Source organism: Acinetobacter sp. WCHAc060006 (genome assembly GCF_004209135.1).
GTDB classification, from domain to species: domain Bacteria; phylum Pseudomonadota; class Gammaproteobacteria; order Pseudomonadales; family Moraxellaceae; genus Acinetobacter; species Acinetobacter cumulans.
The window spans coordinates 1-14,622 of record NZ_SGSS01000012.1 but is presented as its reverse complement, the minus strand read 5'-3'; the positions used below and the strand labels follow the sequence as shown (position 1 = coordinate 14,622).

Genomic DNA, 14,622 nt, shown 5'->3' with positions numbered 1-14,622 from the left:
CCTTTATTAAAGTCAGAATCTTAAAATTAAGAGATGTATTAAGATACCCAATTATACTTCAATAAATTTTCAATTTGTACCTTTAACGCTTCTTGCTCTAATCTGTCTAAACCTATTGTTGCGATGTTCTCTAAAAACTTGTCTTTATACTCGTTGTAACTTTCTATATCGTCTTTTTTAATGGTTTTGTCTAGATTTAACGTAAGCATGAGGTTTAATACTTTTAATATTTTTAGGTTCTTCCGTTTTTTGAGAACTTCAATAGGATCTAATTCAAAAGTATTTATTTTATCTAGTTTTTCTTTATAAGTTATTGCCATTAAAGGATTTATGCTTTGGTTGAGTATGTAGGATAACTCTAAAACAGTTATATCTTTCCCCATATCTTTAGATACAGATTTCTTAATTTCCGACAGTAAAATTAAGTGAGATGTAAACTTTGCTTTATCCATAATAGTCTCTTGTATTTAAACTAAATCATTAAAACAATTAGCAAGTCATGTTTAAACTTTCTGTATATACCAATAACAGTTTTGTGGTACATTATTGCTAATTTAAAAACCATTGTTATTTGTAATAAAATGGTTTTAATGATTCTTTGGTTAAAAGGTATTAAGCCTTTTAGTTAAACGTCTAACTTGTAATTTATAACACTTTGCTTTTAGTCGTCTTAAGTAAGCGATGTATAAGAAGCATTAAGAAAAACGGTGAGTTAGCTATGAGTTTATTTTGTCAATCGACAAATCCGAATTGTGATGGCGACCAAGCCGTTACTCTTCTCTCATCTATCTTTGGACACGACTTCATCAATGCGTTTATCAATGCGTCTGGACCAGCCTCGACAGTACCATCATCAGGTTTACTCACTAATATATTATTAGGCGGTGTAGCTAGTGTGGCAATGTCGTTGGTTTTGGTTTTTGCGATCGGTATTGGTTTAACAGCACTTTTGAAAAGCGCCCAGGACGGTGAAGCTTTCGGGAAAGATTCAAAAGTCACTACGATGTTTTCCCGAATATTATATTCGATTATTTTACTTTTACCTACGGCGTCCGGCTACTGTTTCATTCAAGTAGTCGTGCTAGGTATGGTGCTATGGTCAAATAATGTATCCAATACAATTAATAATAGAACGTTAGGCGAATCCTTAATGGCTTCGGCTAGTTTGTCAGATACGCACGATCATCAGCGTGACATCTTTGGATTTAGGAAAAATGCGCCTGTTATGCTTCGCCAGTTGCATTGTATTAACGTTCTAAACCAAGAGTTTTATACTCTACCGCCAGCATTCGGGCGCTATTTTAGTGATGGTGCTTATGGGGCGAATGCTAATCCTGGTGTTAGCATGACTGCAGTAGAGAAAAAGCAAAACTACATTGATAAAACCGCTAAAACTGCAAGTAACTGGACATCTGTTACTTATAACTTCGCTTACGCTGACAGCCGTTTAGAAGTTGGGGGCAAAAAAGAGCCGATCTGTGGCGGTGCTTCAATGAACGTTGTTAATCCAGCTGCGGTTAATGCTGAGTTAATGGACATTCCTGTTTATAAACTTCGCCAATCAGATCAAAACAAGATCAACGTTGCTTTGGCAAATGTTCAAGCTAAGTTACAACAAGAAAAGAACAATCTATATCGTCAATTCTTTATCGATTTAGAAAAGTGGTATATCGCATATCAAGTAAGCCCTAATGCCACTGAACAGGAAGGAACATTCCCGATTAGTAAAGCTGCTATGGATGCTTTCAATGCGCTAGTTGATAATTATGTGAATAAGAGTCATACCGTAACGAATAATGTTCTGACTTCTGAAAATGGCTATACTGCGGTTCAAACTGTTGTTAATACGCTAAATCAGCGCGGTTGGATGATGACGCCTGAAGCTCGTATTAAAGTAGGTCAATATCGCGCTATTGTTGAGAAGTATATTACTGAACCTTTGTGGACGTTCAGCCCTCCTACACTGAATTCAGCAATCATGAGCAACTCAAAAGGTGAAGCAATTTATAACACCGTTTATGTTGCAATGGATAATGCTGTTGGTAGCATTACATCCAACAATAATTGGGTGGCAAACGGCGATATTGCCGACTCTACCAACTTAATATCAATGTCTACCGATGGTGGTGACTCAAACAAAGTATCCAACATCGATCAAAAGTTTTCGGCATATGGTTCTGCTTGGGCAACAAACATTACTAAATCATTGGTAATGGGTGTATTGGTCGGTGAAAAAGGCGATGCGGAATTATTAAATAATAATTCGTCAAGCTCAAATATCAGCCCTACTACATTGCACCGCAATACGAATGTTATCCGTAATATTCAAGATACTGGTGAAGCAATCTTAGTCTATAAAGCTGTGGCTCAAGGTACTGTTGTCGGCATGAAATTAGTCGTGCTTACTGCTCGTTCTGGTTCTGCTCTTGTTCAATGGGTACCAGGGCTTAAGGGCGTAACTGAAGAAGGCACCAACGCTTTAGAATATGCCGTTGAAAATATCTTTGCTCCTATCCTTGGTCAGCTAGTAACGTATTTGACGATTCTTGGTGTGTGGATGGCGGTTGTTATTCCATATATGCCAATGATCTTCTTTGGTCTAGCTTGTGTAGGTTGGATCATCCATATCCTATACGCTGTGTGTGGTTTGCCTTTATGGGCGCTAATGCACATGATCCCTGAGCGTACTTTTGTCGGTAGCCAAACACAAGGTTATGTCACGGTATTAACGTTGTTCATGCGACCAATATTTATCATTGTTGGTTTCTGGATGGCTGAAATTATTATCGGGCCAGCTCTTGTTACGCTTACTGATATGTTCTTTAGCTACCAAGGTGCAATGAGCATCGCTTATTCATCTAATACGTTTACAGTTATCTTTACTGAGCTGATTACGTTTATCTGGAAGTTCTTCTTATATCTATTCTTGATGACTTCAGCGATCTACCTGATTTACGGGTTGGTATTTAGTGTTGCTGACCAAGTACAACAATGGATTGGTTCTGGATTGAATGGCGGTCAGTGGGGTGAAACAAACTCAAAAGAAGCTATTCAAAAGTTTGGTGGCGCTGCAAGTACGTTGTCTGGTCCATCTCCAGCATCTCGCCGTCCTTTACCGCCTGGTAGACGTCCTGATGGTGGTAAGGGTGGTCCAAATAATCCGAAAGGTGGTGGTGGTGGCAATGGTGGTACAGGTGGTAATACATTAGGCGGTACTGGTAGTACGACTGCATATAGCCCTGTAAACATGCCAGCTAGATCCGCTTCTTTTGGCGCTGCAACTGGTGGTACAGGTGGTATTACTCCAAGTGGTGTCACTGGTGGTACGGGTGGTAGAACTGGTCTTGGTGCTAAACCAACATCACCTACCCCAAGCCAAGGTCAATCTACATTCGGTATGGGTGCTACAAGTGTAAGTGGTACAAATAATACGCCTACTACTGGTGGTGGTCTATATGGTGCAAATGCTTACGGAAAAACAGCTTCTACGTTTAATCGTGGTGTAGCTAAAGCATCAGCATCTAAGACTGGTTCTACTTTCGGTAGTGTGAATGTTGCAAGTGGTACTGGCTATACGTATGGTACTGGTTCGACTCCTAATGCACGTTTTGGTGCTAGTTCTAGTGCAACCAAGAAATCTAATATTTCTGGCCGTAGCACTATGACTAATCGTGTGCGTTCAGGTTTAAGTTCAACTCTGTCTAAGTTTAAAGGTAAACCTTAAAATCTAGACAATAAAAAATGGTGCTTTATAAGCACCATTTTTTTTATCAAAATATTCATAATTAAAAGTTGATTTTCTGAATGTTGTTTTTGTTTGTAGAGTTAAAAATAAATCTACGAACGCCGATATTAACAAGTTGCTGTTGATCTTTCTCTAGCTGACCAACTGCATGACTGTAAGCACGGTTCAAATTGTTATATGAACGGTTTTGCACAAGTAAGTCAAAGTTGTTGATACGCTCTTCTTCTAACTCAATTTGCTTGTTATTAAGCTCGATGTCTTTTGCTTTCATTTGGGCGCAAACATTGTTGTACTTGTTCGCCAGCTCATTGTGCTTGCTTGTAACGTCATCAATGTGTGCGTTCGCTTCAGTAACCAATTCGTTGTACTGATTTGTAATACCTTTGATTCTGTTTTCTAGCATTTCAATGTGAGCTAACAAGGCATTTTCATTCTTCATGTGTACTTTGTTTTGGATTAAAAAGTCTAATCCCATTGAAGCACGGTCAATCGCTTGGTCGAAAGTAGCGCTTAAAACGTGTGCGTGATTTAACATATTTAGATACCTCACTACTTTTATTAAATTGAAATATTAAAACCATGTAACCTTATTCTTAAACCTATCAACAAGATTAACGCTATATGTATATACTATCTTAAAACAAAACCTAAAAACTTTTTTTAAAGTATAAAATAAGTATTTAATCGTATATACTTAATCCGTCCACTTAGCTATTAGGGACATTTAATAAGAAGTTAATTTATTTTAAGAACTTCCTTTAAGCCTGGCGATTCACTTATGAAATTTAAACCCTCATTTCAATTAAAGCCCTTGAGCTGTGGCATTAAAGTCGCAATTTTAGTGACTTGTTCGGCTTTTATTTATACCGCTAACGCCGATCCTATTTCTGAAAACGTAACCGCTACAAATGCTAATACGGCAAAAGTTCCTAACAACGCTCAAAAAATGATTTTCCATAAATATTCGATCATGCCGAATGATGGGCGCCGTAGTGCTGGTCGTTTTGGTGAATTTCGTTTGCGAGGGGGCGCTGCTGGTAGTCATAACGGTATTGATATTAGTCGTGCGAATCCTAATGACCTTACACTTAAAGCAATTGGTTCAGGTTCTATTGTCTCTTATGACACACGTTCATCTGGTGCAAGCAACCAATCAACCACTAACCCACTAATTATGCAGATGGATACTGGCGATCGAATCATGTATCGCCATACTGATCCATCGTATCAAAAAAAATATAACGCTTACCCTGGTCAACGTATTCAAGCTGGTCAAAACATCGCACACATGTCAAATAAAGGCTGTGGTTCATGTGCCGTGCATTTGCACATTGAATATGGTGTAAAGGCAAAACGTGGGCTAGATGTTTGGCTGAATAAAAACTTAGATCAAGTTTTTAAAAATCCATCCATTGCACTTCAGCAACGCGTTAAAGGATCTGCGCCATATGTGGGTAGTTCTGAATATAAGTTAACAGATCCTACGCCATATTTACCTCAAGACGTTGTGATTAGTGTCTCGCCACAAGGACAAGCATTAGAAAACAAATACACACCGTACTTGGGTAACACCATTAGGACTCAATGGAATGCCTTATATTCATCATCAACAGGAATCACCCTCCCCGTTTCTTCATCGGTAGATGGCATTGCAGTAAAACAAGGCAAAAAGCTTCCAGCACTTGCATTTAGTGGCGATGTTTCGATGGATGCTTATGGATCTGCACAAGTGCAAGTCGCTCAAATGATTGCTGACGGTACTATCTCACCTGAAGCAGCTGCAAGCGGTACCATTTATGCAAATGATGTTGCTCAATATGCACCGCCTAGAACTATTTTTGGTGGTACGGCTGATGATGTGGGTTTTGATATTGGTGCACTTAATTCTACGCCAGCAGAATTAATTGAAAACATTGGTACTGGACGTTATGGCAACTCTAAATGGTTTAATGAATTAGCAACTATGTCGATGATGGGGCTTTTGATTGAAAAGCTAAACATTATCAATGCACAAAACTATTTGACTAAAGAGATCCATAAACAAAATGAACGCTTAGAGGCTCTTTTGGCAGCTTATACAGCGTCAGAAACTCAACGCTATTCTGGCCGTGTAGATGAACTTTATACGAAAGCTGAACAACCAACTGTTATTCCTGAAGTAGCAGTAGTTGAAATGAAACAGCTTTTTGAGGAAGGTGGAAACGGGCAAGTTTATTCAGATGCACAAATCTTAAAAGGTGGACAAGGTACTCCAGATCGTAAATGTGGTTGGGGTATACCAGGTGCTTTTGGTGCGGTTAAAGATGGTATTAAACGTGTTTCTTTAAAACATGGTTATAACCCTAATGACGTTGCAGCTATTCTTGGTTTTGAATCTGCCGGTTTTAATCTTAAAATTGACAACAACGCTGGTGCATATGGTTTAAGTCAATGGACTAAAATTGGTATAACAGATATTAATGCTTCAGATTTAACAGCGAGAGGAATACCAGCTTCAATTAAATCAAACCCTAAGCAAATCACTACACTGAGTGCTCAACAACAAGTCGAATTATTAGATTTATATCTTGCAGTAAAAGCACGACAACGTAAAAGCGACTATAATAATAAAACAATAGCTGGGTTTTATGCTCTAGTTTTAGGTGGACCATATAAAAGCCCTAGTCGTGAATATAATGCGAACAGAAACCTCGATAGAAACCCTCGAGATGGTGTTGTGACTTTAGCTGAAGCCGTTACATTTGAAGGTATTGTTATGCGTTTATGCCCTTACTATTCTGAATACCCTTAATAGAGCAATTAAAGGAAATATTATGAAAAACAGATTTTTGTCTTTATTGGGTTTTAGCCTTTTAGCATGTGCATCTTTTAATGCTAGTGCTAATACTAGCTCAGACTCTATTCGTGCTGAACTTGAAAAACTGCGCTTAGTAAACGTTAAATGTGCTGCGGTTTCTAACGATCCATTTGATGCAAAACACCTAAATTGCTATACAAATGTTTATAACCGCGCAAGTCAGCTTGGTAGCCTTGCTTCTAAATATATTAATAATGAAGAAGCTCCGCGTGTTCTAGCTGATCACAATCGAAACTTTACTCAGTTACTTGCTAACTGCGATCAGTTATACGCTGGCCAGACTGCAAAGTACAAAACACTAAGCATGCAATGTAAAGCGACCAATAAATTAGGTTGGGCAATGTTTATTCCGGCATTAATGAAGTAATAAAGGATCAGGTTATGAAAAAGTTTTTAAGTTTAGCTTTGTTATGTGCTGCTACCATTATTACGTCATCTGCCAACGCTGGTTATAAGACCAAAGCTGAAGCTATTCAAGCTTATAACAAGGTACAAGCTGAGTATCAAAAATGCGTGTTTAATTATAATGAAGCGCGTGATTCTGAGTACGGTTCACCAGAACTTAAGTGCAATACACCATACAACCAATCATTAACACGTTTCATCAAAGACGTTCGTGCGGAAAGTCAAAAGAATGCTGCAGCTTGGCAAGCAATCAATACACAACATATTAAATTTAGCCAAAACTGTGATAGTCAAACTATGGTGAGCTCATACAATCCATCGTTTTTTATTCGTCAATCTTTTATGTGTGAATCCTCTGCTTTTACATCTTTAGCACAAGTGGCAATCGACCTTTCTTATTAATTTCAAAACATAAAAAGGGCATCTATAAGATGCCCTTTTTTGTCGTTTGGTTTTAGACTTTTTCTATAATTGTTTCGGTATCTGGTGTTTCAACTTCAAACCCAAAGTGAAGATTACCGTATTCAATTGCTTCTTCTACCCAATGCAAGCCCATGTTTTGCTCATTTCCTACTTTGCTTGAATCATAAGCCTCAAGGGGCATCACCCTCTTAATATCATTTTCGATGAAAAAATATGTATAACAGTGAGGGTGCACATATATTCCATCAAAATAAAATGGAATTAAATATCTCCCCTTTAATTCCTTAAACTGCTCAATTGTATGTTTACTTGAAGCAATTCCACCGCCTGAATCTATGACAATGCTTCTAAAAGATCCTGAAGGAATATCAACGATAGCCAGGCCATCGAACGTTTCTACACCATTTAATATCTCTTTAGTTTTGAGATAAACACCTGGTTCAAAATGGCGTTGCTTGAAATTAAAATCTTCCGTGAAACTAAAGATTGACTTTGTTTCCTTTTCAATTAGATGAAACATTTCAAGAAGTGGTGTGATTATATCTGCGACCTGTGAGCCCTTTTTCTTAACAAGCTCCATGATATACGGTTCGTGATGAAACTCTCCGCGAATATAACTAGCATTGTGACATGCCTGAAACACTCTATTTTGCAGAACTTCAACTTGATTAGGCATTTGAAATCTCCGTATTTTTTGAATTTAAGTGTTCCAATAAATCATTAATGCCATCTGTAAATAATATGTTTTTGGCTCGTGTTACGGTCACATACAACAGCCGTTTTTCATCTGCAGAAATCATTAGCTTTTTATCGAGAATTTTATAGTTAAAGCCTTTTGCGATTAGGACATTATCCCACTCTAAACCTTTACTCTTGTGTGATGTGCTAATGACCAAAGTGTTTTTTGGGTCAGTTTCATCATCAGCCATACTATTTTCTAACGCCCACTCAATCACTTGCCATGAGTATTGGTTTGTTAGATCCAGAAAGGTTTTTAATTCTGTAGTTGCCCCCTCCACTTCTCCAAACACTTGTATATGGTCCACAAGCTCTTGGTAGGAAGAAAAGTTTTGAAGCTCTTTACACGTTGGCCGTTTATTTGCTCTCAGTTGAAAAATCCCACTGAAAATATCTTTACTGCGCTTTCCATCAACCTCAAGACGTATTTTCTTTTCGCCATTAAGGTAGCCATGAAACTTAAAAAAGTATTCAAAAGCCGTAGCATTTGTTCTACAAATAATCGCGTTCAATGAAGATGGTGCATAACTTGATGTACTGAAAGTGGTAACTTTTGACGTTTTACTTGGTAAACCTTTTAACTGTCTGGTTTCACCAAAAAGTTTATTGAGAAGTAGATTAGCTATATCTGCAACTGCATTACCAAACCGAAACGACTGTTCTAAGTACAATGCTTCAAGATCTAGGTTCTGTAAAATATCTTTCGCACCCCTAAAGCCATATATGCTTTGGTATGGATCTCCAACAAAAATAACTTTTGCTTTTTGACGTTTGAGTACGTCTAGTATTAATTGGTCACTATCTTGGCTTTCATCTACCATCACGTAATCAAAATCAAGTTGTGGTTTTTGCAGTACCCACCACTTGAGATAGTAATCGTGTGTAATACCATAATCACCGTTTGGATCAACTACATCATTCCAGATCATTTTCGCAATTGAAGTGATTTTATCTTCAAGAACGTCATTGCGCTTAATTGATGTTTGTTCTTTTAAAGCTATGTAAGCATGATCATTGGTAACAGTCTGATCCACTGTCATACAAAAATAACGTAATGTATTAAGGATAATCAGCGCTAATGTTAGATCGGTGAGTTGTCGGTTTTTCCCGTTGTACTGAAATCGAATGTTTTCAAGCTTAAACTTTTGAACAATATCTTTAGGAAGTAACGTAGGTTTGTTAATCTTATTTTTCAGCCAACCAGGTATATTTCTGTAAGCTAGAGAATGGAATGTAGAACATGTGACTGAATTCAGCCCATATTCAGCGAATTTTTGATTAGCTTCATCTGCCATCTTTTTATTAAATGATAGATATAGTCCAAGCTTACCTAGTTGTTGCAAAGCACTACTACAATGGATCAATGTCGTAGTCTTACCAGTACCAGCAAAAGCAATCAATTTAAAACTGGTTTTTAGTCGTGTTGCTTTATCAATTGCTCGTTGCTGTTCACTGGTAGGTTTTTGAGTAATTTTCTTCACAACCATTGCTTAATTTCGTGCTAAAAAAGAACTTGGTTTTTTGTTTTTCATTACAAGCACATCGCTTTCAACAATTTGCATCTGGCTTGCTAAAAAGTTAACTTGTTGCTTCAGTTCGTTTATATCGCTTTTTAGTTCAACTACTTGCACTTGCATCTCAAGGTTTGAATATTTGAGCTTGTTATTCTCAGTTTCTTTCTCTTTTAGTGCTGCCTGTAATCTTTTGATTTCCTGTTGGCTCTCTATGTTAGCCACATTAATATTGCTCTTGCTTTGAATATTTTGTGCTTGAGAAGATGTACTCTCAATTGCAACAGGTGTTGGCTTTGGTTGTACTGTGCCATTATATTTGGTTGTCTCTGAGATCTTATCCCATAGTGAATATGTGCGTAATGGCGCTGGTATATTTTGATTTGGTGTTGAAAAACTGGTGCGTAAAGCATTTGCACTGTCTTTAGATACAATGTCTCCAGAACTATTAATTTCAGTAAAGCCAGCATAAGCAAGTGAAACAACTGTTGAAACTGCTATTGCACCAATTACCTTAAAATAGTTTGATTTCTTCATTAGAATGCCCCTTTCAAGCGCTTATTTTTTGCCGTTTGATTTGATGATTTTCGAGTGATTGTGTTGTTTTCTAAATTGATAGAAACACCTACATTCATGACCTGATTTTTCTGTGGGTTGTATTGAATAAAGACCAGTTCTTTTGCATATTTCTTTGCGTGTGTTAAACGTTCAGCATGAATTTCATCAAGATTAAATCTGATTTGCATTCGCGATATATACAGCTTGAATAACTGATCATTTACTTCAGCTAAATTTAAAACTAAGCCTTTTTCATCTATAGAAGCAGACTCGAAAGTTAAATCATTTAAAAACCAATTTTCGGGTTGTATTAGTAAATAAAACTTTTCAACTTCGCTTGTGATTGCATATGAAAAACAAAACTCATTCACCTGATAGGTGCTTAAGCAAATGGTTTCATTGTTATAGCCACGTTTCATGTTTCGGTCATATGAGCTCAACCACCAAACTAAATAGTGTCGTGCTTCCAACTCTTTAACGGTTATTTGTGCTATTTCTGAGGCCTTTAGCTGTAATGCTTCAAGGTTTTCTATTCGTCTAGCTCTCATAGATATTTCACCTTATTTTTCTTGAAAGCATGAGTTATCAAAAGCCATTGAGTTAGGATCTAACCCCATGTTTTTAAGAGCCAAGGCTTTACCGTCAAGTTCAGGGTTATCAGATGTGCTTAGTTGTTGCGAACTTGTTTCTGAAGATGCATTTTTCTCATTAGTACCTGAACCTAAAAAGTAACCGCCTCCAGCAAAAACAACTACTGCAGCTACAATGCCCATAGCTGGCCAAGACGTTTTAAAACTAGAGAATCTATCTGCTAAAGATAAGCTGTATTTTTCTTCATTAGAACGTATAGGGCTGTCTGTAACATCAGCCTTATATTCATTTAGAGCTTGATGCCAAACTTCCTTTATGTAGCTCTGAAGTTCATATGTACTGAAACGAACCTTGCTTTTGTTTAAGTAATAGCATGGCTCACTTATAAGAATTTCTGTGTTTTCGTCAGACTTTAAGAAAACTTGTCCTCTAAACAAATTATTCTCGACCTGATCAAATCCTTTGATCGTTAATAGTAGATCCGTGGCCTTTGCATCTATATTGAAGATGCTCACCTGGCGATTTCTATCCGTATCTCCAGAAAGGTCAGAATCTAAAAACATAGACTCATTGTTTATCTTAGAGAAATAAGGTGAAAAGTTTCCGACAATCGATTGGAAAGCTTTCAATTGAGTTTTGTTCATCTCAATTCCCTCTTATTTGAAAATATAGTCAAGAGTGGCTGTTTCTGAAGTTCCTCTACGAGCTTCAACTTTTCCAGTCTTTTTATTTACAAAGATAGCAACTGGTACACCAGCAGTTAGTGGCTGTGGCTTTTGTCCAGCGCTACGAATTGCTTCTCGCTGTTCACGATCTTCTTTTGGCATTGCAACAATATCTTCGTGATAGAAGAAGATAGATTGAAGAGCGCCTAAGTGTTTATCCAACTCAGCAAGTTCCTGTGGTGTAGGAATCACTTTAATTGAGTTAATTTCTTCATCTGTTCCATTAAAGGTTTTATTAATAGTATCTTCAGATGGTTTACGAAGAATTCCAGCTGCTAATTGTTTTCCGTTTTCACTTTGGTTTAGAACTAAAGCTGGAATCCATTTAATAGTTGCACCGCTTTTAACGTATGAGCGAGAAAGGTTGAATGTTTCGTGACAATATTTACAGCGTGGATCGTAAATGATGTAAACAGTGTTGTTATCATTCGCTTTCCCCTCTTTAAACCCTGAAAGCGTTTTTACAGCTTTAAAGACTGGATGATTGTATGCACTGGCCAAATTCCCAACGGAAGCTGTTGGTTGTCGTGCTGGTGTATTCATTTTTTTTGCAGTTAATTTAAGAGGCTCAGATATATTTTTTTTAGTAGCAGAATCCCAAGCTGTACCATGTAAGATGACTTTTTCATCGGATGTTGTAAAAAACACCGCATTTTTCCCATTAGGTGCCTCAAGAATCCAAGAAGTTAAACCTCCACTAAAGGGTTTAACTTCTTTTACTTTGCCCATTTTTTGCATCTTAGAAGTAAGGTCCTGAGATGGTGCAGCGTAAGTAGAGATTGTAATAATACTAATAGCGCAACTTGCTACTATTTTAGTGAAATTATTTAAAAGCATTTTAGAGTATTACCTTTTAAGCCATGTTTTAGCAGTATAGTTAAAATATGGTTTTAAAAAAATAGTTAAATAAAAAAGACCGGTGTTTTAATACCGGTCAATTATAACTTATAAGTTTAAGACTAAAACCCTTTTTGCTTGTTTTTTTGTATTTCATCCTGTGGTATTTCTACGCTCACCATATCAAAAACATGATCGTCACTATACTTAAAATCATCTTTATCATTGTTTTTAGAGTTATAAGATCCGTTGTTTAATTCCTTGTCCGTAAACTCTACTACTCGAATAATACTGTTCACATCTTCAGCAGCTTTTTGTCTAGCTTCAGTCATGGCAAAACTCAATAATTCGTATTCAAAACCAACAAGGCCAATGTTAAAGTCTGGCTCTTCTAATGGCTTCCCTAATTTCACCTCAATTAGATAATGCGAGATTGGACCTAAACCCTCACTAAACAAAGACGGTCTACCAATATTCTGTATGAATGCGTATGCAGTTCGATTGTATAGTTTTAACCAGCGTATATCTGTTGGTGGCATTACACCTAGTTGTCTTGCTGTTAATACAACCTCACACAAAATAGTTCTTACATATGCATGGTTTTTAAAAATCTTAGTAGCAACGGGATGTTTAATGTATTTGTGAATTCTTTTTCTAAGGAAATCAAAATTAAACCCTACAAGCTTACGATCGCCCTCAACATACTGATTTTCAATTGCAAACAATGGGTTGTTAGGTATATTTTTTGTGCAAATATCCCAATAGTAATTAATTAATGTTGTTGAATCTTTTTTGATTTTACGGAACTCTTCATCATCCATAGATTCATCGGTTGCACATGCTACTGGTAAATACAAAGCTAGCAAAATTGTATCAACATCGGATAAATACGATAATTCATCGGGTGATGTTTCTTTTGAATTATCAAGGGTTATCCAAAGATCCCCTAGTTGTTCACGTAAGACATTTAAAAACTTCTCTTCATCTATGATAGGTACTGTTTCACTTTTATCATTATATTCTTTCGTTACTCCGTTGATTGTAATGTTCACAAGGCGCTCTTTAGTTCCTGTAATTAACTCATGCCTATTTGCAAACTCATAAGTTGAATCTAGCGCTTTAAAATGACCATTGTTCGTATCATATTTTGACAAGTCTAATGGACCAAAAACCTGTAAGTGTCTTTGGTTTGGAATTTGTTCCTCTATGAACTCTTCTAGGTTCATGCTTTTGATAAAGCCCCGTGCTGGATGCTCGCTGTTGAAGCGGTCATAAGCTTTCTTTATCCAAGGTGTTGCCAGCAAAAATATTAATAAATTCCATGCTTGACTGGCTTTTGAAATTTGAAAAATAGTGACTTCGCTAAACTTATTTTGACAAAATAATGGAAGCCAATTGTTTGTTGGTTTACATAGGTGTTCTGTTGAATACACCAACTCACTTAGTAAAGGCACGTAGTTAAGCCCGATAGCTTTGAATATGCTATGTATCCACCATAGAGGAATAATTAAAATGCCTTTTGTGTATACTAAAAACCCTACAATTTGAGGTTTATAAGCAAACCATACAGCCAAAAAAGCCACTAAAACCATAACAACAGTAAATATATAAATATGATTCTCATGTACAAGCTTATCTTTTGGATCTGCCATTTTATAGCCTATTAATATGTGTATTGTTGGGTATTATATAGTTAATATTGGTTTTAATCTAATTCCCCTTAAACCTTTTAAGGATTTTAAGTCTGGTTTTAAGCTCTTGACTAAAGTGGCATTTAATACCTTTTAAAGCTTAAATCAGGTCAATCTCAACACTAAGCCAGTATTCTTGGTCAAATACTAAAAAGAATGAATAAGAAGCCCTCCCCTACTAGACATTTAAGTGGATTAACCGCCTATATAATAAATTTCTCTATAAATATTGTTGGTAGTCTTTTTATTGAATAGGGCACTCCCCTACTCAGCTAATATAGATCATTTTCAGTTGTGCATTTCACAACGTCTACTCATTTATTTAACTGTAAGTAGTAGTAAGCCCTCCCCTCTTCTTGGCAACTCCATTTTTATCAGTCTGATAATGAATAAATCAACGATTTAGAATCGAAAAACCGTTATCAGCCTGATAATGAAAAAACCACGCCAAGGGATCTAAAGCTGTTATCAGTCTGATAATGAAAAAAACCATGCCAAGGAATCTAAAGCTGTTATCAGTCTGATAATGAAAAAAACCACG

Annotated in this window: 13 protein-coding genes; 4 read left to right on the top strand and 9 right to left on the bottom strand. The window is 36.7% G+C overall.

Annotated elements, in window-relative coordinates; genetic code table 11:
* Positions 1-38: 38 nt before the first annotated feature.
* Positions 39-452, bottom strand: coding sequence for a hypothetical protein (locus EXE29_RS08885; RefSeq protein WP_005028668.1), 414 nt, complete (start codon positions 450-452; stop codon positions 39-41).
* 266 nt (positions 453-718) lie between these two features.
* On the opposite strand from EXE29_RS08885, the gene EXE29_RS08880 reads away from it, so the two are divergent.
* A complete protein-coding gene (locus tag EXE29_RS08880) occupies positions 719-3,724 on the top strand; it encodes a DotA/TraY family protein (protein WP_005028667.1) in 3,006 nt (1,001 codons plus the stop codon).
* A 61-nt stretch (positions 3,725-3,785) separates the two neighbouring features.
* Here EXE29_RS08880 and EXE29_RS08875 read toward each other — a convergent pair whose 3' ends face one another.
* Complete coding sequence (locus EXE29_RS08875; protein ID WP_005028665.1) at positions 3,786-4,280, bottom strand: spectrin repeat-containing protein; 495 nt, start codon at positions 4,278-4,280, stop codon at positions 3,786-3,788.
* Between the two features lie 243 nt (positions 4,281-4,523).
* On the opposite strand from EXE29_RS08875, the gene EXE29_RS08870 reads away from it, so the two are divergent.
* From EXE29_RS08870 to EXE29_RS08860, 3 genes are read left to right on the top strand one after another with little or no spacing between them, the layout of a single operon-like run.
* Positions 4,524-6,536: a peptidoglycan DD-metalloendopeptidase family protein gene (locus tag EXE29_RS08870; RefSeq protein ID WP_005028664.1), complete on the top strand. Its 2,013-nt coding sequence runs from the start codon at positions 4,524-4,526 to the stop codon at positions 6,534-6,536.
* A gap of 22 nt (positions 6,537-6,558) precedes the next feature.
* Positions 6,559-6,969: a hypothetical protein gene (locus EXE29_RS08865; protein WP_005005820.1), complete on the top strand. Its 411-nt coding sequence runs from the start codon at positions 6,559-6,561 to the stop codon at positions 6,967-6,969.
* Positions 6,970-6,983: 14 nt separating this feature from the next.
* A complete protein-coding gene (locus EXE29_RS08860; protein ID WP_005028662.1) occupies positions 6,984-7,409 on the top strand; it encodes a hypothetical protein in 426 nt (141 codons plus the stop codon).
* Positions 7,410-7,461: 52 nt separating this feature from the next.
* On the opposite strand, the gene EXE29_RS08855 is transcribed toward EXE29_RS08860, so the two are convergent.
* The 7 genes from EXE29_RS08855 to EXE29_RS17740 form a co-directional block, all read right to left on the bottom strand.
* Positions 7,462-8,106, bottom strand: a complete 645-nt coding sequence (locus EXE29_RS08855) for a hypothetical protein (protein ID WP_005028658.1) — start codon at positions 8,104-8,106, stop codon at positions 7,462-7,464.
* Positions 8,099-9,655, bottom strand: coding sequence for a UvrD-helicase domain-containing protein (locus tag EXE29_RS08850; protein ID WP_005028656.1), 1,557 nt, complete (start codon positions 9,653-9,655; stop codon positions 8,099-8,101). The genes EXE29_RS08855 and EXE29_RS08850 overlap by 8 nt, the downstream gene beginning before the upstream one ends.
* A 3-nt stretch (positions 9,656-9,658) precedes the next feature.
* A complete protein-coding gene (locus EXE29_RS08845; protein WP_005028652.1) occupies positions 9,659-10,216 on the bottom strand; it encodes a hypothetical protein in 558 nt (185 codons plus the stop codon).
* Positions 10,216-10,785: a hypothetical protein gene (locus tag EXE29_RS08840; protein ID WP_005028650.1), complete on the bottom strand. Its 570-nt coding sequence runs from the start codon at positions 10,783-10,785 to the stop codon at positions 10,216-10,218. Before EXE29_RS08840 ends, EXE29_RS08845 begins: the two co-directional genes overlap by 1 nt.
* A 12-nt stretch (positions 10,786-10,797) precedes the next feature.
* Positions 10,798-11,472 (bottom strand): hypothetical protein, encoded by a 675-nt coding sequence (locus EXE29_RS08835; protein ID WP_005028648.1) that lies wholly within the window; start codon positions 11,470-11,472, stop codon positions 10,798-10,800.
* Between the two features lie 12 nt (positions 11,473-11,484).
* Positions 11,485-12,390, bottom strand: coding sequence for a hypothetical protein (locus EXE29_RS08830; RefSeq protein ID WP_005028646.1), 906 nt, complete (start codon positions 12,388-12,390; stop codon positions 11,485-11,487).
* 122 nt (positions 12,391-12,512) lie between these two features.
* Positions 12,513-14,042 carry a secretion/conjugation apparatus DotM-related subunit gene (locus EXE29_RS17740; protein ID WP_024160802.1) on the bottom strand — a complete coding sequence of 510 codons (1,530 nt, stop codon included), beginning with the start codon at positions 14,040-14,042 and terminating at the stop codon, positions 12,513-12,515.
* Between the last annotated feature and the right edge of the window lie 580 nt (positions 14,043-14,622).

What these genes read in the sequence shown, in the direction of transcription:
- EXE29_RS08885 (WP_005028668.1), bottom strand. Translation starts at nt 452, where the DNA reads ATGGATAAAGCAAAGTTTACATCTCACTTAATTTTACTGTCGGAAATT.
- EXE29_RS08870 (WP_005028664.1), top strand. Translation starts at nt 4,524, where the DNA reads ATGAAATTTAAACCCTCATTTCAATTAAAGCCCTTGAGCTGTGGCATT.
- EXE29_RS08835 (WP_005028648.1), bottom strand. Translation starts at nt 11,472, where the DNA reads ATGAACAAAACTCAATTGAAAGCTTTCCAATCGATTGTCGGAAACTTT.
- EXE29_RS08875 (WP_005028665.1), bottom strand. Translation starts at nt 4,280, where the DNA reads ATGTTAAATCACGCACACGTTTTAAGCGCTACTTTCGACCAAGCGATT.
- EXE29_RS08855 (WP_005028658.1), bottom strand. Translation starts at nt 8,106, where the DNA reads ATGCCTAATCAAGTTGAAGTTCTGCAAAATAGAGTGTTTCAGGCATGT.
- EXE29_RS08850 (WP_005028656.1), bottom strand. Translation starts at nt 9,655, where the DNA reads ATGGTTGTGAAGAAAATTACTCAAAAACCTACCAGTGAACAGCAACGA.
- EXE29_RS08880 (WP_005028667.1), top strand. Translation starts at nt 719, where the DNA reads ATGAGTTTATTTTGTCAATCGACAAATCCGAATTGTGATGGCGACCAA.
- EXE29_RS08830 (WP_005028646.1), bottom strand. Translation starts at nt 12,390, where the DNA reads ATGCTTTTAAATAATTTCACTAAAATAGTAGCAAGTTGCGCTATTAGT.
- EXE29_RS08860 (WP_005028662.1), top strand. Translation starts at nt 6,984, where the DNA reads ATGAAAAAGTTTTTAAGTTTAGCTTTGTTATGTGCTGCTACCATTATT.
- EXE29_RS08845 (WP_005028652.1), bottom strand. Translation starts at nt 10,216, where the DNA reads ATGAAGAAATCAAACTATTTTAAGGTAATTGGTGCAATAGCAGTTTCA.
- EXE29_RS08865 (WP_005005820.1), top strand. Translation starts at nt 6,559, where the DNA reads ATGAAAAACAGATTTTTGTCTTTATTGGGTTTTAGCCTTTTAGCATGT.
- EXE29_RS17740 (WP_024160802.1), bottom strand. Translation starts at nt 14,042, where the DNA reads ATGGCAGATCCAAAAGATAAGCTTGTACATGAGAATCATATTTATATA.
- EXE29_RS08840 (WP_005028650.1), bottom strand. Translation starts at nt 10,785, where the DNA reads ATGAGAGCTAGACGAATAGAAAACCTTGAAGCATTACAGCTAAAGGCC.